Source organism: Elioraea sp. (genome assembly GCF_022842375.1).
Taxonomy (GTDB): domain Bacteria; phylum Pseudomonadota; class Alphaproteobacteria; order Acetobacterales; family Acetobacteraceae; genus Elioraea_A.
This window is the reverse complement of the sequence record NZ_JALHPR010000037.1, coordinates 1-18,087: the sequence shown is the minus strand read 5'-3', so window position 1 is coordinate 18,087 and position 18,087 is coordinate 1. Positions and strand designations below refer to the sequence as shown.

General features: G+C 70.1%; 17 protein-coding genes and 1 tRNA gene. 15 read left to right on the top strand and 3 right to left on the bottom strand.

Annotated features, from left to right (window positions below; genetic code table 11):
* Nucleotides 1-6: 6 nt before the first annotated feature.
* Nucleotides 7-1,782 carry a bifunctional diguanylate cyclase/phosphodiesterase gene (locus tag Q0C38_RS20755; protein WP_291299044.1) on the bottom strand — a complete coding sequence of 592 codons (1,776 nt, stop codon included), beginning with the start codon at nt 1,780-1,782 and terminating at the stop codon, nt 7-9.
* A 159-nt stretch (nt 1,783-1,941) separates the two neighbouring features.
* On the opposite strand from Q0C38_RS20755, the gene Q0C38_RS20750 reads away from it, so the two are divergent.
* From Q0C38_RS20750 to Q0C38_RS20705, 10 genes are all read left to right on the top strand, one after another.
* Nucleotides 1,942-3,120, top strand: coding sequence for a phosphoserine transaminase (locus Q0C38_RS20750; protein ID WP_291299043.1), 1,179 nt, complete (start codon nt 1,942-1,944; stop codon nt 3,118-3,120).
* Nucleotides 3,121-3,125: 5 nt separating this feature from the next.
* Complete coding sequence (gene serA / locus Q0C38_RS20745; RefSeq protein WP_291299042.1) at nt 3,126-4,718, top strand: phosphoglycerate dehydrogenase; 1,593 nt, start codon at nt 3,126-3,128, stop codon at nt 4,716-4,718.
* Entirely contained in the window at nt 4,718-5,869 is a 1,152-nt protein-coding gene (locus tag Q0C38_RS20740; RefSeq protein ID WP_291299041.1) for an ATP phosphoribosyltransferase regulatory subunit, read from the top strand. The genes serA and Q0C38_RS20740 overlap by 1 nt, the downstream gene beginning before the upstream one ends.
* A 3-nt stretch (nt 5,870-5,872) precedes the next feature.
* A complete protein-coding gene (locus tag Q0C38_RS20735; protein ID WP_291299040.1) occupies nt 5,873-7,162 on the top strand; it encodes an adenylosuccinate synthase in 1,290 nt (429 codons plus the stop codon).
* A gap of 173 nt (nt 7,163-7,335) precedes the next feature.
* The gene (locus Q0C38_RS20730; protein ID WP_291299039.1) at nt 7,336-9,327 is read left to right on the top strand and encodes a hypothetical protein; all 1,992 of its coding nucleotides are present in this window, start codon (nt 7,336-7,338) and stop codon (nt 9,325-9,327) included.
* A 3-nt stretch (nt 9,328-9,330) separates the two neighbouring features.
* Nucleotides 9,331-9,876: a hypothetical protein gene (locus Q0C38_RS20725; protein WP_291299038.1), complete on the top strand. Its 546-nt coding sequence runs from the start codon at nt 9,331-9,333 to the stop codon at nt 9,874-9,876.
* 125 nt (nt 9,877-10,001) lie between these two features.
* Nucleotides 10,002-10,847 carry a phytanoyl-CoA dioxygenase family protein gene (locus tag Q0C38_RS20720; protein WP_291299037.1) on the top strand — a complete coding sequence of 282 codons (846 nt, stop codon included), beginning with the start codon at nt 10,002-10,004 and terminating at the stop codon, nt 10,845-10,847.
* Nucleotides 10,848-10,884: 37 nt separating this feature from the next.
* Nucleotides 10,885-11,868, top strand: a complete 984-nt coding sequence (locus tag Q0C38_RS20715) for a C4-dicarboxylate TRAP transporter substrate-binding protein (protein ID WP_291299036.1) — start codon at nt 10,885-10,887, stop codon at nt 11,866-11,868.
* A complete protein-coding gene (locus tag Q0C38_RS20710) occupies nt 11,865-12,341 on the top strand; it encodes a TRAP transporter small permease (RefSeq protein WP_291299035.1) in 477 nt (158 codons plus the stop codon). The genes Q0C38_RS20715 and Q0C38_RS20710 overlap by 4 nt, the downstream gene beginning before the upstream one ends.
* Nucleotides 12,342-12,348: 7 nt before the next feature.
* The gene (locus Q0C38_RS20705; RefSeq protein WP_291299034.1) at nt 12,349-13,647 is read left to right on the top strand and encodes a TRAP transporter large permease; all 1,299 of its coding nucleotides are present in this window, start codon (nt 12,349-12,351) and stop codon (nt 13,645-13,647) included.
* A 61-nt stretch (nt 13,648-13,708) separates the two neighbouring features.
* On the opposite strand, the gene rpoH is transcribed toward Q0C38_RS20705, so the two are convergent.
* The gene (gene rpoH, locus Q0C38_RS20700; protein WP_408870055.1) at nt 13,709-14,575 is read right to left on the bottom strand and encodes an RNA polymerase sigma factor RpoH; all 867 of its coding nucleotides are present in this window, start codon (nt 14,573-14,575) and stop codon (nt 13,709-13,711) included.
* 272 nt (nt 14,576-14,847) lie between these two features.
* The gene (locus Q0C38_RS20695) at nt 14,848-15,852 is read right to left on the bottom strand and encodes an RluA family pseudouridine synthase (protein ID WP_291299032.1); all 1,005 of its coding nucleotides are present in this window, start codon (nt 15,850-15,852) and stop codon (nt 14,848-14,850) included.
* Nucleotides 15,853-15,876: 24 nt separating this feature from the next.
* Between Q0C38_RS20695 and Q0C38_RS20690 the strand changes: the two genes are divergently transcribed.
* From Q0C38_RS20690 to Q0C38_RS20670, 5 genes are all read left to right on the top strand, one after another.
* The gene (locus Q0C38_RS20690; protein WP_291299031.1) at nt 15,877-16,173 is read left to right on the top strand and encodes a DUF6476 family protein; all 297 of its coding nucleotides are present in this window, start codon (nt 15,877-15,879) and stop codon (nt 16,171-16,173) included.
* Between the two features lie 7 nt (nt 16,174-16,180).
* Nucleotides 16,181-16,579 carry a Mov34/MPN/PAD-1 family protein gene (locus Q0C38_RS20685; protein ID WP_291299030.1) on the top strand — a complete coding sequence of 133 codons (399 nt, stop codon included), beginning with the start codon at nt 16,181-16,183 and terminating at the stop codon, nt 16,577-16,579.
* Nucleotides 16,579-16,815 (top strand): DUF2256 domain-containing protein, encoded by a 237-nt coding sequence (locus Q0C38_RS20680; protein WP_291299029.1) that lies wholly within the window; start codon nt 16,579-16,581, stop codon nt 16,813-16,815. The genes Q0C38_RS20685 and Q0C38_RS20680 overlap by 1 nt, the downstream gene beginning before the upstream one ends.
* On the top strand, nt 16,775-17,824 hold the full coding sequence (locus Q0C38_RS20675) for a low specificity L-threonine aldolase (protein ID WP_291299028.1): 1,050 nt from the start codon (nt 16,775-16,777) through the stop codon (nt 17,822-17,824). The genes Q0C38_RS20680 and Q0C38_RS20675 overlap by 41 nt, the downstream gene beginning before the upstream one ends.
* A gap of 80 nt (nt 17,825-17,904) precedes the next feature.
* A tRNA-Glu gene (locus Q0C38_RS20670) sits at nt 17,905-17,980 on the top strand.
* Nucleotides 17,981-18,087 lie beyond the last annotated feature (107 nt).

The window sequence follows — 18,087 nt, the reverse complement described above, 5'->3', positions numbered from 1 at the left end:
CGTGCCTCAGGCCGCGTCGCGCGCCTGGGTGAGGCCAGGGAGGGCACCGGGCTTGCCGAACAGCCAGCCCTGCATCGCATCGACGCCGAGCTGTCGCAGCAGCGCTGCCTGCGCCTCCGTCTCGACGCCCTCGGCGACGGACACGGCGCCGAGCGCGCGCACCACCTTCATGATTCCGTCGAGTACCGTCGCCGCGCGCTGGTCGGACGCGGCGGCGTGGACGAAGCGGCGGTCGATCTTCACCTTGTCGAACGGCAGGTCGCGCAGATACATGAACGAACTTGCCCCCTCGCCGAAATCGTCGAGCGCGATGCTGATGCCGAGCGACCGCAGCCGCGTGAACGCCTCGAGCACGGCCTTCGGATCCTGAACGAGAATCGATTCCGTCATTTCGAGCACGAGGCGTTTCGGACTGAGCCCGGAGGTGGCGAGGGCCGTCTCCACAACATCCGGCAGGTCCGCCAGCAGCAGGTTCGGCGGCGAGAGGTTGATCGCGATGCGCAAGCCCGGTGCTGCGCGCGCAGCCTCGGCCGTCGCGGTGCGCAGGACCCATCGGTCGAGGTGCGCGATCAGCCCTGTCTTCTCCGCGATCGGAATGAACTGGCCGGGCATGAGGGTCATGCCGTCGGGCCGGGGCCAGCGGATGAGCGCCTCGTAGGAGCGCGGCAGCCCGGTTCGCGCGTCGATGATCGGTTGCCAGGCGAGTGCGAACGGCGGCGGCGTCGGGCCGAGCAGGGCCTCGCGCAGCTCCGTCGCGATGCTGAACCTGCCGAGCGGGCTGCCCGCGCCCGGCGTCAGCCGTACGGCCTGCGCGAAGCCGCCCCTGCCCGTGCTTTTCGCCGCATAGAGGGCTGCGTCGGCGGCGCGTTGCAGCGCCGCGGGCGAGGCGCCATCAGCCGGGAATCGCGCGGTGCCGATCGACGCGCTGACGCGGAGCAGGTGGCCTTCGACGATGATCGGTGCTGTGAGCGCCGTCAGCAACCGCCGTGCGGCCGCCGCCGCGCGGGTCGCCCGCGGCAGCAGCAGCGAGAAATTGTCACCGCCCAGTCGGGCGATCGTCGCACCGGGAGCGGCAGCACGGCGCAGCCTGTCGGCGACAGCGGCGAGCGCGGCATCGCCGGCGACATGGCCCAGGAGGTCATTGATCTGCTTGAAGCCGTCGAGGTCGAGCGCCATCAACAGCGCCGTGTCTCGCGACGCATCGAGGCCGGCGAGCACCTCGTCGAAACCGTGGTGGTTCAAGAGACCCGTCAACGGGTCGTGGCTGACCAGGCCGTGCAGGTGGCGCAGCGCCGTATGCAGCGAGAGCATCTGCGAGACGCCCAGGGCAAGGTCCGCGAGGCGGTCGGCGAGCGCACCTGAGAAGTGGCGCGGCACCTTGTCGATCACGCAGAGGGTCCCGACCGGGTGGCCCGATGGCGCCAGCACGGGCGCTCCCGCGTAGGACTGGATGCCGACCGGCCCGAGCACCAGCGGGTTGTCGGCGAAGCGCTGGTCGCGGCGCGCGTCCTCGACCACCAACACTTCGCCGGGGGAGAGGATGGCGTGGGCACAGAATGCGTGCTGACGTGGCGTCTCCGAGAAACCGATGCCCTCGCGCGCCTTGAACCACTGCCTGTCGGTGTCGATCATCGAGAACAGTGCCACCGGCGTCTCGGCGATGCTGCGCGCCAGCCGGGTGAAGGCGTTGAATCGCTCCTCGGCCGGCGTGTCGAGAAGCCGCAGTGCATGCACGGCGGCGATACGATCCGGTTCGTCCGGGGGAAGAGGGGCGGCGGCCATGCCCCATGATGGCAGTTGGACATTGAGCGGGGGGTTAACACGCCACGCTTTGACATATGTCGCGGTGGCCCTTGCGCACCGCAGCATTCCGGGTGTACCCCTCGCCGCGGGTCACGCCCCCCCACCGGGGCGCTTCTCTTCTGTAAGGGAGAGCCTGCCATGGCACCTGCCGCACCCTCCGTGCGTCCCTCCAACCCGTGTTTCTCCTCGGGCCCCTGTGCCAAGCGGCCAGGCTGGAGCCTTGCCGCGCTTGACGGCGCGCTGCTCGGCCGCAGCCACCGCGCGAAGGAACCGAAGGCGAAGCTCGCCGCCGTGATCGACCGTTCGAAGGCGATCCTCGGCATGCCGGCCGACTGGCGGCTGGGCATCGTTCCGGCCTCCGACACGGGCGCGATCGAGATCGCGATGTGGAGCCTGCTCGGCCCCCGCCTCGTCGATGCGGTCGCCTTCGAGAGCTTCGGCGAGGCGTGGGTGACCGATGTCGCGAAGCAGCTGAAGGTCGAGCACCGCGTGATCAAGGCGCCCTACGGCGCGCTGCCCGATCTCGCCGCGGTCGACTGGTCGCACGACGTGGTGTTCACCTGGAACGGCACCACCTCCGGCGTGCGCGTGCCGAATGGCGATTGGATCGCGGCCGGCCGCGAGGGGCTTGCGATCTGCGATGCCACCTCGGCCGCCTTCGCGATGGAGCTGCCGTGGGACAGGCTCGATGTCGTCACCTGGTCCTGGCAGAAGGTTCTGGGCGGCGAGGCGGCGCACGGGATGCTTGCGCTCTCCCCCCGCGCCGTCGAAAGGCTGCTGACGCACAAGCCCGCCTGGCCGATGCCGAAGCTGTTCCGCCTCACCTCCGGCGGCAAGCTCTCTGAAGGCATCTTCAAGGGCGAGACGATCAACACCCCATCGATGCTCTGCGTCGAGGATGCGCTCGACGGACTTGCCTGGGCGGAAGGCATCGGCGGGCTCCCGGGCCTGATTGCGCGGACGGAAGCGAACCTCGCTGCCGTCGCCCGCTTCGTCGCGGCGAGCCCGAACTACGATTTCCTCGCAGCCGACCCGGCGACGCGCTCGCCCACCGCGATCTGCCTCTCCGTCACCGCGCCCTGGTTCAAGGCGTTGGGGGCGGAGGCTCAGGCCGACGCCGCGAAGAAGATCGCCTCGCTGCTCGAGAAGGAGGGCGTGGCGCTTGATGCCGGCGGCTATCGCGACGCGCCGCCGGGGCTTCGCCTCTGGGGCGGGGCGACGGTCGAGACGTCTGACATTGAAGCGGTGCTGCCCTGGCTCGACTGGGCGGCTGACAGCGTGGGTGCGGCAATCGCGGCCCCGAAGGCGGCGGAGTGATCGCGATGAGCAAGCCGAAGGTCCTGATTTCCGACAAGCTCTCTCCCGCTGCCGTGGAGATCTTCAAGACGCGCGGCGTCGAGGCCGATGTGAAGACCGGCCTCACGCCGGCCGAGCTTCGCGCCATCATCGGCCAGTATGACGGGCTCGCCATCCGCTCCGCCACGAAGGTGACGGCGGAGGTGCTGGCGGAAGCGCCGAGGCTCCGCGTCGTCGGCCGTGCCGGGATCGGCGTTGACAACGTCGACATCAAGGCAGCGACGGCGCGCGGCGTCGTCGTCATGAACACGCCGCACGGCAACGCCATCACCACGGCCGAGCACGCGATCGCCATGATGTTCGCGCTCGCGCGCCAGATCCCGGAAGCGTCGTCCAGCACGCGGGCTGGGAAGTGGGAGAAGAACCGCTTCATGGGCACCGAGCTCTTCGGCAAGACGCTCGGCGTGATCGGCTGCGGCAATATCGGCGCGATCGTGGCCGACCGTGCGCTCGGACTCAGGATGAAGGTGATCGCCTATGATCCGTTCCTGTCGGAGGCGCGCGCTCTCGACCTCGGCGTCGAGAAGGTGGACCTGCCCGAGATCTTCACCCGCGCCGATGTCATCACCCTGCACACGCCGCTGACCGAGGGCACGCGCAACATCATCGATGCGCGCGCGATCGGGCGGATGAAGAAGGGCGTGATGATCGTCAACTGCGCGCGCGGCGGCCTCGTCGTCGAGGCCGATCTCGCCGCGGCGATCAAGGAGGGCAAGGTCGCCGGCGCGGCACTCGACGTGTTCGAGGTCGAGCCCGCGACGGAGAACCCGCTGTTCGGGCTCGACAACGTCGTCTGCACCCCGCATCTCGGCGCCTCGACGGCGGAGGCGCAGGAGAACGTGGCGCTGCAGATCGCCGAGCAGATGAGCGATTTCCTGCTGACGGGTGCCGTGTCGAACGCGATCAACATGCCGTCGGTTTCGGCAGAGGAAGCGCCCAGGCTCGCGCCGTACATGGCACTCTGCCGCAACCTCGGCGCCTTCGCGGGACAGCTCTCCGTCGCGCGCGATGGTGGTTTCGGACGCGTGACGATCGAGTACGAGGGCGCTGCCGCGTCGCTGAACCACAAGCCGCTGACGGCCGCCGCCCTCGCCGGGCTGCTCGGGCCGCTGATGGAGGGGGTGAACATGGTCAACGCCCCGGTCGCTGCGCGCGAACGCGGCATCGACGTGTCGGAAACCGTGCATGACAGGCCGTCGGAGTACCAGACTCTCGTCCGCATCTCCATCACCACCGATCGCGACACGCGCACGGTCGCCGGCACGCTGTTCGCGGGCTCCAAGCCACGGCTGGTCGAGATCAAGGGCATCCCGGTCGAGGCGGATTTCACACGCCACATGCTCTACGTGACCAACAAGGATCAGCCCGGCTTCATCGGCCGTTTCGGTGCCGCATTGTCAGAGGCGGGCATCAACATCGCCACCTTCCATCTCGGCCGCGCCGAGAAGGGCGGCGATGCGATCTGCCTCGTCTCGGTCGACGAGCCGGTGCCGGAGGCCGTGCTTGGCCAGGTGCGCGCGCTGCCGCTCGTGGTCAACGCCACGGCGCTCGGCTTCTGATGAGCGTCCCCTCGTCGCCGCTGCCCCCCTCGCTGCTTCCGGCCGGGTTCTCCGACGTCCTGCCGCCCGAGGCGGAGACGGAGGCCGCGGCGATCGAGGCGATGCTCGGCGTGTTCGCGGCGCACGGGTACGAGCGGGTGAAGCCGCCCTTGCTCGAATTCGAGGACAGCCTGCTCGGCGGCACCGGGGAAGCCACCGCCGAGCAGACTTTCCGGCTGATGGACCCGGTGAGCCAGCGGATGATGGGGCTGCGCGCCGACATCACGCCGCAGGTCGCGCGCATCGCGGCGGTCAGGCTTGCGCGTGCGCCGCGGCCGCTGCGGCTCTCCTACAACGGCCAGGTGCTGCGCGTGCGCGGGTCGGAGCTTCGCCCGGCGCGCCAGATGGCGCAGGCCGGCATCGAGCTGATCGGCGCCGACGCGCCCGAGGCCGATGCCGAGGTGATCGCGGTCGCTGCCGAAGCGCTCGCCGCCCTCGGCGTTCCCGCCGTCAGCTTCGATCTTACCCTGCCGACGCTGGCCGACCAGCTGCTCGCGACGTTGTCGCTCCCGGCCGCGACCGACGCAGCACTCCGCCACGCGCTTGACCGCAAGGACGCTGCGGAGGTCGCGGCCCACGCCGGCCCGCTTGCCGATGTGCTCGATGAGCTCCTGCACGCCGCAGGGCCGGCCGACCGCGCGCTCGCGGCACTTGCCGGCTCGGCGCTGCCCCCGGCTGCGGCGGCGCTTGCCGCGCGTCTGGCGCGCACCGTCGCGGCCGTCAGGGCGCGCGCGCCTGGCGTTGCATTGACCGCCGATCCGCTCGAGTTCCGGGGCTTCCGCTATCACCGCGGCGTGGCCTTCACCGTGTTCACCGGTGCGCTGTCGGAGGAGCTCGGCCGCGGCGGCGGCTACCTCGCCGGCGAGGAGCATGCGACCGGCGTCACGCTTTACCCCGACGTCGCGCTGCGCGCCGCGCCGCCGCAGCCGCGCCGGCCGCGCGTGTTCATCCCCCACGGCCTCGGGCCGCAGGGGGCTGCACTGCGCCGGCAGGGCTTCGCCACGGTTGCGGCACTCGGGCCGGTGAAGGATGCTCGCGCCGAGGCACGCCGCCTTGCCTGCACCCATATCGCCACCGATGACGGCGACGCATCTCTTCTCGGGGGAAACTGACCCATGCCCAATGTCGCGGTGATCGGCGCCCAGTGGGGCGACGAAGGCAAGGGCAAGGTCGTCGACTGGCTCGCGAGCCGTGCCGAGATCGTCGTGCGCTTCCAGGGCGGGCACAATGCCGGCCACACCCTCGTCGTCGGCGACCAGACCTACAAGCTCTCCCTGCTGCCCTCCGGCGTGGTGCGCGGCAAGCTCGGCATCATCGGCAACGGCGTCGTGCTCGACCCGACCGCCCTGCTGGCCGAGATCGGCCGGGTCACGGCGCAGGGCCTGCATGTCGGGCCGGACAATCTGCGCATTGCCGAGAACGTGCCGCTGATCCTGCCGGTTCACCCGGCACTCGACCGTGCCCGCGAAGCTGCGCGCGGCGACCGCAAGATCGGCACCACCGGGCGTGGCATCGGCCCTGCCTATGAGGACAAGGTCGCGCGCCGCGCCATCCGCCTGTGCGACCTCGCCGAACCGGCATCGCTCGGGCCAAAGCTCGACGAACTCCTGCTGCACCACAACACCCTGCTGCAGGGCCTCGGCGCCGACACCTTCACCAAGGACGCGCTGCTGGCGGAGCTGCTCGCGCTCGCGCCGCGGCTGCTGCCCTTCGCCGAGCCGGTGTGGCAGCGCCTCGACGCCGCCCGCGCCGCTGGCACGCGCATCCTGTTCGAGGGCGCGCAGGCGGTGATGCTGGATGTCGACCACGGCACCTATCCGTTCGTGACCTCGTCGAACACCGTCGCGGCCACGGCGGCTTCCGGGTCGGGCATCGGGCCTTCGGCGATCGGCACCGTCCTCGGCATCGCCAAGGCCTACACCACGCGCGTCGGCTCCGGCCCCTTCCCGACGGAGCTGACGGATGCGACGGGCGCGCTGCTCGGTGAGCGCGGCCATGAGTTCGGCACCGTCACGGGCCGCCGCCGTCGCTGCGGCTGGTTCGATGCCGTGATGGTGCGCCAGGCCGTGAAGGTCGGCGGCATCCAGGGGCTGGCGCTCACCAAGCTCGACGTTCTCGACGGGCTGCCCGAGCTCAAGGTCTGCGTCGGCTACGCCCGGGGTGGCGAGACGCTGCGGCACCTGCCGGCGGCGGCCGGTGCGCAGGCCGAGGTCACGCCCGTCTACGAGACGATGGAGGGCTGGGCCGGTTCGACCCGCGGGGCGCGCAGCTGGGCCGACCTGCCGGCCCAGGCGGTGAAGTATGTGCGGCGGATCGAGGAACTGGTCGAGGCCCCGGTGCTGTTGCTTTCGACCAGCCCCGAGCGTGACGACACGATCCTCATGAAGGACCCGTTCGTGGCGTGAACGGCTGTCTGGTGCCCTCAGGCGCCGGGCGGCGGCTCCGCCGCCTCGGCTCGCCGCAGGGGCGGCGGCGCGCAGTCCGCGCGCTTGATCGAAGCTGCGAAGAGCGACACCGCTTCAGCCTTCCTTAACCCTCCACGCGGCAGCATGCGCAGGAACCCAGGTGGGAGGGCTGCGTGGCGGCCAGGCAAATCGAGATCGCGGGCTACGTCGTCGATACCGGCAGGCCCGTGCAGGGCCTCGTCGGCGGCGGCCTCACCGCCTTCGCGGCGAAGCCGGCCCGCGGCGATGCCACGCCCGCATTCGCCGTCCGCTGCCGCACCCACCATCCGCCGCGGCTACGCGCCATCGGGCGCCTGCCCGATGCCGAGACGCTGCCCGGCCTCCTGCTCCCGCTCGGACATGGGCTGTCCTCTGCCGGCGATGACGAACCTGCGCGCTACATCATGTACCCCGTCCCGCCAGGCCAGGCGCTGATGACGGCGGGCGAGCGGCGCAACCCGCTCGGCGAGACCGACCTCATCCAGAACGTCGCCAAGCCGATTGCCCGTGTGCTCGGCGGCTTTGCCGATGCCGGTCTCACCCACCGCAGCATCCGGCCCGACAACCTCTTCCGGCCCCTGGCTGGCGGGCCCGTGACGGTGGGGGAGGCCTTTGCCCTGCCCCCCGGCTTTGCCCAGCCAGCGGTGTTCGAGCCCTGCGGCATGGCGATGTGCTCCCCCGCCGGCAAGGGCGAGGGCACGGTCGAGGATGATCTCTACGCGCTTGGCGTCACGCTGCTCGCCCTCGCGACAGGGCAATGGCCGCTCGCCGGCCTCGATGACCGCGCCACCATCCGCCTTCGCCTCGAGCGCGGCAGTCTCGCCGCCCTTGTCGGGACGGCCCGCCTGCCGGCCTCGGTCGCGACACTGCTGCGTGGGCTTCTCGCCGAGGACCCGTCCTACCGTCCGAGCTTTGATGAGATCGCGCTCTGGCCGGGCGGGGCGCGCGGCAGGCCGCAGACGGCACGGCCGGTTCGCAAGGCGACACGCCCCTTCGACTTCGCCGGCGAGCCGATTCTCGATGCCCGCAGCCTCGCCTTCTCCATGGCCTCGCGCTGGTCGGAGGGGCTGCGCGTCGCCCGCTCGGCGGCGCTCATCGCCTGGCTTGACCGTGCGCTCGGCGATGCCACGCTGACCGAGCGTGTGGCGGGCATCGCCGTGTCCGACCCCTCGGCCGGCGAGGCGGACGGCGACGTGATGCTCTCGCGCGTGCTGTCGGCGATCGACCCGCAGGGCCCGCTCTGGTGGCGCGGCATCGCGATGATGCCCGACGGGCTTGGCACGATGCTGGCCGAGGCGCATGCCGCGCCGAACCCGAACGCCGATCGTCAGCGTGACCTCGCCGACATGATCGAGGCCCAGGCGCTCAGCCGGTTCGCGGCGGAGCACCCCGAACGCGCCGACATGATCGACATCGACAAGGCAGGCCGTTCGGCGCGCGCCCAGTCGCGCGCGCGTGTGCTCGGCGGCGGCAAGGAGCGGCTGCTCTACCAGCTGAACCCCGGGCTTCCCTGCCTGTCGCCGATGGTGCGCAACGCCTCGGCCTCGACCCTGCCTGCGCTGCTCGCGGCGCTCGAGGTGGTCGCTGCGACCTCGCCGCCGGGCGGCGGTGCGCCAACCCCGATCGACCGGCATGTCGCCGGCTTCATCGGCGCCAACATGGAAGGCCAGCTCGACACCCTGCTTGCCGCCGCAGGCGACACTGGGCGACCGGAGGACCAAGCCCTCGCGACCGTGTCCGTGTTTGCGCGGCTGCAACGGCTGCAGCGCGGTCTCAGCCTGCCCAACCTCGCCAAATGGGTGGCGAAGCTTGCCGCACCCGCGGTGAACACCTGGTATCACAAGGCGCAGCGGGCGCGTGTCGAGAAGGAACTGCCGGCGGCCGCGACGGCCGGCGACTTCGCCGCGATGATCCAGGTGCTCGACAACCCCTCGGCGCGCAACGAGGACCGTGGCGGCTTCGCCGAGGCTGCCGCGACCTTCGCGCGTGCCGCGGCGGCGGGCATCGCGATGCGTGCCGAGGCGCCGCTGAGGCGGGCCGAGGCAGCGCGGGTCGGTGGGCTGGCGGCACAGGCGATCGCACTGGTCCTGCTCGGCGGCACCGTGCTTCTGCTGACGGGGGGCTGAGCGATGGCGAACGCTGCTGCACAGGCCGGAACGGCAAAGGGCGGCAAGGCGGCCAAGTCCGGCAAGGGGGCGCGCATCCTGTTCTGGACGCTCGGGCTCGCCACCGGCATCGCGCTCGGCGTCGCGCTGCCGACGGGAATCATGCTTGTGGTCGGGCTGCTGCCAGCGGCCGCTGCCTTCCTGACCGATGTCCACCCCGAGAAGACGACCGCCAAGCCCGTGCTCTGCCTCAACCTCGCCGGCCTCCTGCCGGCGCTGAAGATGCTCTGGCTCAGCGGGCATGACATGCGCGCCCTGGCCTCCGTGCTCGGCGACCCGACGACGCTGCTGCTCGCCTATAGCGGTGCTGCCTTCGGCTTCGCGCTGGCGCGCACGCTTCCCTACGCCGTGCTTGTCGGCCTCGAGGCCAAGGCGGCAACGACGATCAAGCTGCTCGAGCAGCGCCAGGACCAGTTGCGCGCCGACTGGGGCGATCCGGTGGCCGAGGAGGCGAACCGCCTGGCGATGCGCGCGGCAAAGGCGATCGAACGGAAGCTCGCAGGCTCCTGACGCATCTCCCTCGCGAGGGGCTTGCGCGCCGGCACCGAACGCCGCGATGATCGCTCCATGGCCGCAACAAGAAACGGCCGCCCGATGCAATCGGGCCCGACAGAGTTCGGGAAGGGAGAGATGTCATGGCAGGCTCGCTCAGCGACGCCCAGCGCCGCGGCTATGCGGAACAGGGCTATCTGTTCCCGCTCACCGCTCTCACCGAGGCCGAGGTGGCAGAGGCCCGCGCCAACCTCGCCGCGACCGAGGCAAAGGTGGGAGGCAGGCTCGAGGGACGGCACAACCAGAAGCCGAACCTGCTGTTCCCCTGGCTTGACCGGCTGATCCGCCACCCCCGCATCCTCGATGCGGTCGAGAGCGTGATCGGGCCGGACATTCTCTGCTGGGGCGCGCAATTCTTCATGAAGCGGGCCGGTGACCCCGGCTTCGTCTCCTGGCATCAGGACGGTACCTACTGGGGGCTGTCCAGCGCCGATGTCGTCACCGCCTGGGTCGCGCTCACCCCGTCAACGCCCGAAAGCGGTTGCATGCGCGTCGTTGCCGGTACGCACCGGTCGCAGGTGCCGCATACCGACACCTTCGCCGAGACGAACATGTTGAGCCGCGGGCAGGAGATCGCGGTCGACGTGAACGAAGACGAGGCGACCGACATCGTGCTGGCACCTGGCGAGATGAGCCTGCACCACGTGCTGATCTTCCACGGCAGCCCGCCCAATCGCGCGAGCCATCCGCGCATCGGCTTCGCCATCCGCTACGTGCCCGCGCACGTGCACCAGCTGGATGGTGGAACAGGGAGTGCGACGCTCGTCCGCGGCAGCGACACGACGGGGTACTGGGAGCATGAGCGGCCGCCCGCCGCCGACCTCCACCCCGATGCCGTGGCGCATCACGCAGCGGTTCTCGACCGCCAGCTCGCCACGCTCTATCGCGGGGCGGACGGGAAGGGAAAGCTCGCCGCAACGATCATGTAACGAAACCAACAAAGAACAATTTCGGGGAGAAGCAACAATGATCCGACGCCGCACCATTCTTGCCGCCTCGGCGGCGACGCTCGCCGCCCCCGCCTTCGTCCATGGGCAGGGCACGATCAACATCCGCATGGCCCACAGCCTCTCGACGACGGAGCCGGCGCATCTGGCCGCCCTCTTCTTCGCGAAGAACGTGCTTGAGCGCAGCAACGGGCGGGTACGCATCGAGGTGTTCCCCGGCGAGCAGCTCGGCTCCGGCAAGGACGTCAACGAGATGATCCGCGCGGGTGCGAACGTGATGAACGTGACCGATTTCGGCTATCTCGCCGATTTCGTTCCCGATGCCGGCATCATCAACGGCCCCTATCTCGTGCAGCGCCACGACCAGTTCGGCAAGCTCTTCGCCTCCGACTGGTACAAGGACCTCGATCGCCGCATCCAGCAGGCGGGGTTCCGGCTGATCATGGCCGGCGGGTTCTTCGGCGCCCGCCACATGATCGCCGACAAGCCGATCCGCACCCCGGCCGACACGGCGGGGCTGACCGTCCGCGTGCCGCCGAACACGATGTGGCTCGAGACGTTCAAGGCGATGGGCGCACGGCCCGCCACGGTGCAGTGGTCGGAGGTGTACAACGCGCTGAGCCAGGGCGTGGTGCAGGCAGCCGAGGCGCCCTATGGCAGCCTCTGGGGAGCGAGGCTGCATGAGGTGAAGAAGGTGATCAGCACCACTGCGCACTTCATCGCCACCACCACCTGGCCGATCAACAACGGCTACTTCTCGCGCCTGCCGCGCGAGGTGCAGGACATGCTGATCGAGGAAGGCGCGAAGGGCGGGGCGGAGCAGACGCGCCTGACCAACGCGATGGAGGAGGACTTCATCGCCAGGTTCAAGGCAGCGGGTGCGACGATCGTGACGGATGTCGACCTTGCCGCGTTCCAGCGCGCCACCGTGCCTGTCTATGCTGCCTTCCCGCGTTGGACGCCCAACCTGCACCAGACGGTGTCGCGCATCCTCGCCTCGTGAGGCTTCGCCGGCTCGCTGCCGAGGCCGAGGAGGTCGTTGCCGGGGCGGCGATGGTCGTCGTCGTGCTCGCCGTCTGCTGGGGGGTGATCACGCGCTACATCACCGCCCAGCCGGCGGCCTGGGCGGGCGAGATCGCTGCCTTCGCCTTCGCCTGGTGCGTGTTCATCGGCGCGGCGGCGGTGGCCAAGCGCGGCGGCCATGTCGCGATCGACATGCTGACGGGGCTGCTGCCGGGACCGGCGCAGGCCCTGATCGGCGTTCTCGCGCGGCTTGCAAGCATCGGCTTCTGCATCGTCGCCTCGGTGCTGGCGTTCCAGTTCAGCCTGGCCAACACCGACAATCCTTCCGCCGTGCTGCGCCTGCCGCTTGCGGTGCTGTACCTCGCACCGGCGATCGGCTTCGCGCTGATGGCGCTCAGGATGGGCGAGGCGATGGTCGCGGCCCGTGCCGCAGGCCGCCCGTGGGCCGGCTGACTCGCTGATGGGCGAGCTGACGCTCTGGCCGATCTGGGTGCTGCTCGGACTCATGGCGCTGAATGTGCCGGTCGCCTTTGCCATGGGGATCGCAGCACTCGCCTTCTTCGTCAGCGCCGAGGGGTTGCCGCTCGAGATCTTCGCCCAGCGCATCCTGGCACCGACCGACAGTTTCCCGCTTCTTGCGGTCCCCTTCTTCATTCTTGCCGGCAGCATCATGAACCGCGCTGGCATCACGCAGCGGCTCATGAACCTCGCCGATGCGCTGGTCGGGCACACGGTGGGTGGCCTCGCCCAGGCCAACGTCGTGCTCGCGACGCTGATGGGCGGGCTCTCCGCGTCGGCAAACGCCGAGGCCGCGATGCAGGCGAAGATGCTGGGGCCGGAGATGATCCGCCGCGGCTATGCGCCGGGCTTCACCGCCGCCGTGATCGCGTGTGCGGCGGTGATCACGCCGATCATCCCGCCCGGCATCGGCCTCGTGGTCTACGGGTTCCTGGCCGACGTGTCGGTGGGGCGGCTGTTCCTCGGCGGCGTGGTGCCGGGGATCCTGCTCGCCGCCGCGCTGATGGTGACGACCTGGCTCGTCTCGCGCCGCCGCGGCTTCCTCGCCTCGCGCGATCGCTTCGCCGGGATGCCCGCGCTGGGCAAGGCATTCCGCGAGGCTGCCTGGGCGCTGACCATCCCGGTCTACATCCTCGTCGGCATCCGCTACGGCATTTTCACGCCGACGGAAGCGGGCGCGATGACGGTGGTGTACGCGCTGCTCGTCGGCTTCTTCGCGCATCGCGAACTGAAGGTCGCAGACCTGCCCGCCATCCTCACCGAGGCGGTGCTGGCGACGGCCACCGTGATGCTCATCATCTGCGCTGCCGGCAGCTTCGGCTTCTACATGGCGTGGGAGCGCATCCCCCCGCGGCTCGCCCGCGTTCTCGCTGCGGCGACCGCCGATCCGCTGGTGCTGCTCATGCTCGTGAACCTGCTGCTGCTCGTCATCGGCATGCTGCTCGAAGGCACGGCGGCGCTGATCCTGCTCGCGCCCATTCTCGTTCCCGTCGCGGTCGGCCTTGGCATCGACCCGGTGCATTTCGGCCTGGTGCTGGTGGTGAACCTCACCATCGGCGGGGTCACCCCGCCGGTCGGCACGATGATGTACACCGCGTGCAGCATCCTCGGCGTGAAGCTCACCCGCTTCACAATCGAGGGCGCGCCGCTGATCGCAGCGATGATCGGCGTGCTCGCGCTGATCACCTTCTACCCGCCGCTGGTGACAGCGCTGCCGAATGCGCTGATGGGGCGCGGATAAAGAAGAACCCGCCCGGGCGGTTGGCCAGGGCGGGTTCTTGGAGCAACACAGGGCAGAGCGGTCAGACCACCGGGACGCCAACCTGCCGCTCGGCTACCTCGGCCTTCATGGCCCGCTGCAGCTTCTCGAAGGCACGCACCTCGATCTGGCGCACGCGCTCGCGGCTGATGCCGTACTGGTGCGACAGGTCCTCGAGTGTCGTCGGCTCATCCTTCAGGCGCCGCTCGATCAGGATGTGCCGTTCACGCTCGTTCAGCGTCTTCAACGCGTTGGCAAGCAGCGCCTTGCGCTGGCCCATGTCCTCGCGCTCGGCGAACTCGACTTCCTGGTTGTCGCTGTCGTCGACGAGCCAGTCCTGCCACTCGCCCTCGCCATCGATGCGCACGGGCGCGTTCAGGCTGTGGTCGGCCGAGGCAAGCCGCCGGTTCATCTGGATCACGTCCTGCTCGGGGACGTCGAGATCCTTGGCGATCTTGGCCACCTGCTCGGGCTTCAGGTCGCCGTCTTCGATCGCCTGCATCTCGCCCTTGAGGCGGCGCAGGTTGAAAAACAGCTTCTTCTGCGCCGCCGTGGTGCCCATCTTCACGAGCGACCACGAATGCAGGATGTATTCCTGGATGGCGGCGCGGATCCACCACATGGCGTAGGTGGCAAGCCGGAAGCCGCGCTCGGCGTCGAAGCGCTTCACCGCCTGCATCATGCCCACGTTGCCCTCGGAGATCAGCTCTCCGATCGGCAGGCCATAGCCGCGATAGCCCATCGCGATCTTCGCGACGAGGCGCAGATGGCTGGTCACGAGTTTATGGGCGGCCTCGAGGTCTCCGGCGTCCTGCCAGCGCTTGGCAAGCGCGTACTCCTCCTCGGGGGCCAGCATCGGGAATTTCCGGATCTCCTGGAGATACCGGGTGAGATTCCCTTCAGGCGCCATCGGGATGGCAAAGGCCGAAGCCATGGGCGAAGAACCTCCATCATCGCGGCGAGAACTCGATCAGCACCGTGCAGGCGGCGCGGACACTTGCACGGAACGGGGCGGTAGCTGATCACGATCGAGGGATCACGACCGGGCGATCACCATTGAAAGGAAGAACAGCCGGCACGACCGCCGGTTCCTCCGGCTGTGTCCTCCTGCTATGGCACTCACCACCCTTGAGTGCCAGTGGCATGAAGGTGCAACAGATCAAGGCTCGTGCGCAAGCTAAATCAGACCGGATTGGTCGGGATTGCCCAGTGCCCTTCCGGCCACAGTCGCGTGAGCAAGGCTGCCAGGTCAGGTGGCGGCGGCGTCTCGAACCGCAGTGCCGCACCGGTGACGGGGTGCGTGAAGCCGAGGATTGCCGCGTGCAGCGCCTGGCGCGGGAAGCCCGTCACCTCAGCCAGAAGCTCGGGCTCGAGGGTCCGCGCTCCGGCAGGAACCCGGCGAAGATACACCGGATCCCCTACCAGCGGGTGACCGGCATGGGCGAGATGCACCCTGATCTGGTGCGTCCGCCCCGTCTCGAGCCGGCATTCGACCAGCGCGAGCGCCGTCCCGTAGGCGCGGAGCAGCTTGACCTTCGTCGCTGCCGGCTTGCCCCGCGGGACCACGGCCATCCGCTTGCGATCCACCGGATGGCGGCCGATCGGCGCCTCGATGCGGAAGCTTGCCTCCCCCGGCACGCCCCACACCAAGGCGAGGTAGGCACGCTCGAGGTCACGGCTCGCGAAGGCCTCCGACAGTGCCTGGTGCGCGCGGTCCGACTTGGCCACCACCATGACGCCCGACGTGTCCTTGTCGAGCCTGTGCACGATGCCGGGCCTCACCTCGCCGCCGATCACGGGAAGGTCGCCCTCGGCATGGGCCAGCAGGGCGTTGACGAGCGTACCGTCAAGGTTCCCAGGGGCGGGGTGCACGACGAGGCCGGCCGGCTTGTCGAGCACGAGCAGGTGCTGGTCCTCGTACAGCACCGAGAGGTCCATCGCCTGCGCCTCCGGCCGCGCCGGGGTGGGCGGTGGGACGGTGAGCGCGTAGCGTGCGCCAGGCCGCACGGCCTCCGACGGATCGCGGGTGGCAGCCCCGTCGCGCGTGACATGGCCCCCCTCGATGAGCGCCTTGACGCGCGATCGCGACAGGTCGCCCAGGACGGTGGCGAGCCATCGGTCCAGCCTCTGGTTGGCGGCGGCACTGTCGGCCACCATCTCACGGCGTGTCGTCGTCGCTTCGTCCATCTGTCCGGGAGTATCCGTCGTTCCATGCGCGCGTTGAAGGCAGCCGTGATCATCATGGGCGTGATGATCGTCGCCGGCACCATCCTGCTTGCCGTCGTCGTCGCCAACCGGCTTTCCGGGCGTGACGGGCCCGCGGTCCAGGCCAGCCTCGGCCAGCCAGCGGGCACCCGTATCGTCAGCCTCGCCGGTGCGGGCGATCGCGTTGCCGTGCACGTGACGGGCGGCGGGCTGCCCGATCGGATCCTGCTGCTCGACCCGGCAAGCGGGCGGGTGGTCGGCACGCTCGCGGCGGAGGGGCCGCCGGCACCGCCAACGCGATGAGAGGGTGATGCTCGCCCGGGTCGTGCTGCCTCGCGAGATCGCGGCAGCGCTGCCACGCCTGGCCGCCGCCGCCCTGCCGCGCGAGGCCTGCGCGCTGATGACCGGCCGGCGGTCGGGCGATGCGCTGGTCATCACCGGCCTCGCCCCCTCCAGCAACCTCGCCGCCGCGGGGGACGCGTTCGAGATCGACACCGCGCTCCACCTGCGCCTCCAGCGCAGGACGCGCGCGGTCGCGGCGATCTGGCACAGCCACCCTTCCGGCGCCGCCATTCCCTCGGCCCGCGATGCGGCAGGCGCGTGGGACCAGGGCCTCGCCTGGATCATCACCGCACGCGGCGAGACCACTGCCTGGCTGCCGTTGGGCGAGGGGCGGGGCTTCGCGCCATTGCCCCTCGTGCCAGCCTGATGCCGCCGATGCGCCGGAAGGGCGACCTGCCCGAGAAGCCCTGCGCCGTCTGCGGCAGGCCGTTCGCCTGGCGGAAGAAGTGGGCCAAGGTGTGGGACGAGGTGCGATACTGCTCCGATGCCTGCCGCGCAAAGCGCGGGGACGATATCGGCCGTGCCAGGCGCGGTGGGGCGAAGGGTGAGGCGGGAGAGAGCGATGCTGTTCCGGAGCGACAACGTCACGGCCGTCTGCGATGAGGTGATCGCGGCGATCCTTGCCGAGAACGCCGGCGACGCTGCCCCCTACGGCGCCGACGACACGACCGCGCGTCTCGATGCCGCCTTCGGCGCCTATTTCGAGGGCCCCGTCTCCGTCCACCCGGTCGCGACGGGCATCGCCGCCAACGCGCTCTCGCTTGCCGCCGCCATGCCGCCGCCAGGTGCTGCGGTGTGCCACCGCAACGCGCATGTGAACACGTCGGAGAGCGGCGCGCCCGAGTTCTTCTCGGGCGGCGGCAAGCTGCTGATGCTCGATGGCGCGCACGGCAAGCTCGAGGCCGACGCGGTCGACGCGCTGGTGCGTGCGGCAACACCCGACCGCATGCAGTCCGCCCCGCCGACGGCCGTGACGATCACCCAGGGAACCGAGGCGGGCACGGTCTATACGCGCGACGAGATCGCCGCGATCTCGGCCGTCTGCCGACGCCACGGGCTCGTGCTGCACATGGATGGGGCGCGCTTCGAGAATGCGCGTGCTGCGCTCGGCTGCTCGCCGGCCGAGCTCGCCTGGGCGTCGGGCGTCGACATCCTGAGCTATGGCGCGACCAAGAACGGGGCGATGTGCGCCGATGCTGTCGTGATTTTCCACCAGGGCCCGCACGCGACACAGCTTGACCGCTTCATGGGCCAGCGGCGCCTCCGTGCCGGCCAGGTGTTCAGCAAGATGCGCTACGTCTCCGCCCAGCTGCTCGCGATGCTTGCCGGCGGCGTGGCGGGCCGGAATGCGACGCACGCGAACCGCATGGCCGCGCGCCTCTCGACAGGACTCGCGTCGCTGCCTGGTGTGCGGCTGTTGCATCCGACCGAGATGAACGAGGTGTTCGTCTCGCTTCCCCCGGCGGTGCGCGATGCGCTTGGCCGCTGCGGCTTCGCCGTCCGCCCGCGGCCTGACGACCCCTCCGCCGTCCGGTTCGTGACGGCCTGGAACACGGCAGAAAGGGATGTCGAGGGGTTCCTCGCGGCGGCAGTGCCCGAGCCGGTGGCGTGACCTGCGTCCGGGGCGGCCCTTCCCGGGCGCATGCGGCTTGATCTTGGCGCCGGTGGCGGCTATGACGCGCGCCTCTGAGTGTCCCGTTCGTCTAGAGGCCTAGGACACCGCCCTCTCACGGCGGTAACAGGGGTTCGAATCCCCTACGGGACGCCAAAGCACACTGACATCCTGCATGTTTTCGGCGATTAGCCTGATGGCCCCCACGTCGGCCCGCACAAGGTGCGAGCGCCTACCTGCTCCATCATGCGCAAGTCACCCCT

What these genes read in the sequence shown, in the direction of transcription:
- Q0C38_RS20755 (WP_291299044.1), bottom strand. Translation starts at nt 1,782, where the DNA reads ATGGCCGCCGCCCCTCTTCCCCCGGACGAACCGGATCGTATCGCCGCC.
- Q0C38_RS20750 (WP_291299043.1), top strand. Translation starts at nt 1,942, where the DNA reads ATGGCACCTGCCGCACCCTCCGTGCGTCCCTCCAACCCGTGTTTCTCC.
- serA (WP_291299042.1), top strand. Translation starts at nt 3,126, where the DNA reads ATGAGCAAGCCGAAGGTCCTGATTTCCGACAAGCTCTCTCCCGCTGCC.
- Q0C38_RS20740 (WP_291299041.1), top strand. Translation starts at nt 4,718, where the DNA reads ATGAGCGTCCCCTCGTCGCCGCTGCCCCCCTCGCTGCTTCCGGCCGGG.
- Q0C38_RS20735 (WP_291299040.1), top strand. Translation starts at nt 5,873, where the DNA reads ATGCCCAATGTCGCGGTGATCGGCGCCCAGTGGGGCGACGAAGGCAAG.
- Q0C38_RS20725 (WP_291299038.1), top strand. Translation starts at nt 9,331, where the DNA reads ATGGCGAACGCTGCTGCACAGGCCGGAACGGCAAAGGGCGGCAAGGCG.
- Q0C38_RS20720 (WP_291299037.1), top strand. Translation starts at nt 10,002, where the DNA reads ATGGCAGGCTCGCTCAGCGACGCCCAGCGCCGCGGCTATGCGGAACAG.
- Q0C38_RS20715 (WP_291299036.1), top strand. Translation starts at nt 10,885, where the DNA reads ATGATCCGACGCCGCACCATTCTTGCCGCCTCGGCGGCGACGCTCGCC.
- Q0C38_RS20705 (WP_291299034.1), top strand. Translation starts at nt 12,349, where the DNA reads ATGGGCGAGCTGACGCTCTGGCCGATCTGGGTGCTGCTCGGACTCATG.
- rpoH (WP_408870055.1), bottom strand. Translation starts at nt 14,575, where the DNA reads ATGGCGCCTGAAGGGAATCTCACCCGGTATCTCCAGGAGATCCGGAAA.
- Q0C38_RS20695 (WP_291299032.1), bottom strand. Translation starts at nt 15,852, where the DNA reads ATGGACGAAGCGACGACGACACGCCGTGAGATGGTGGCCGACAGTGCC.
- Q0C38_RS20690 (WP_291299031.1), top strand. Translation starts at nt 15,877, where the DNA reads ATGCGCGCGTTGAAGGCAGCCGTGATCATCATGGGCGTGATGATCGTC.
- Q0C38_RS20685 (WP_291299030.1), top strand. Translation starts at nt 16,181, where the DNA reads ATGCTCGCCCGGGTCGTGCTGCCTCGCGAGATCGCGGCAGCGCTGCCA.
- Q0C38_RS20680 (WP_291299029.1), top strand. Translation starts at nt 16,579, where the DNA reads ATGCCGCCGATGCGCCGGAAGGGCGACCTGCCCGAGAAGCCCTGCGCC.
- Q0C38_RS20675 (WP_291299028.1), top strand. Translation starts at nt 16,775, where the DNA reads ATGCTGTTCCGGAGCGACAACGTCACGGCCGTCTGCGATGAGGTGATC.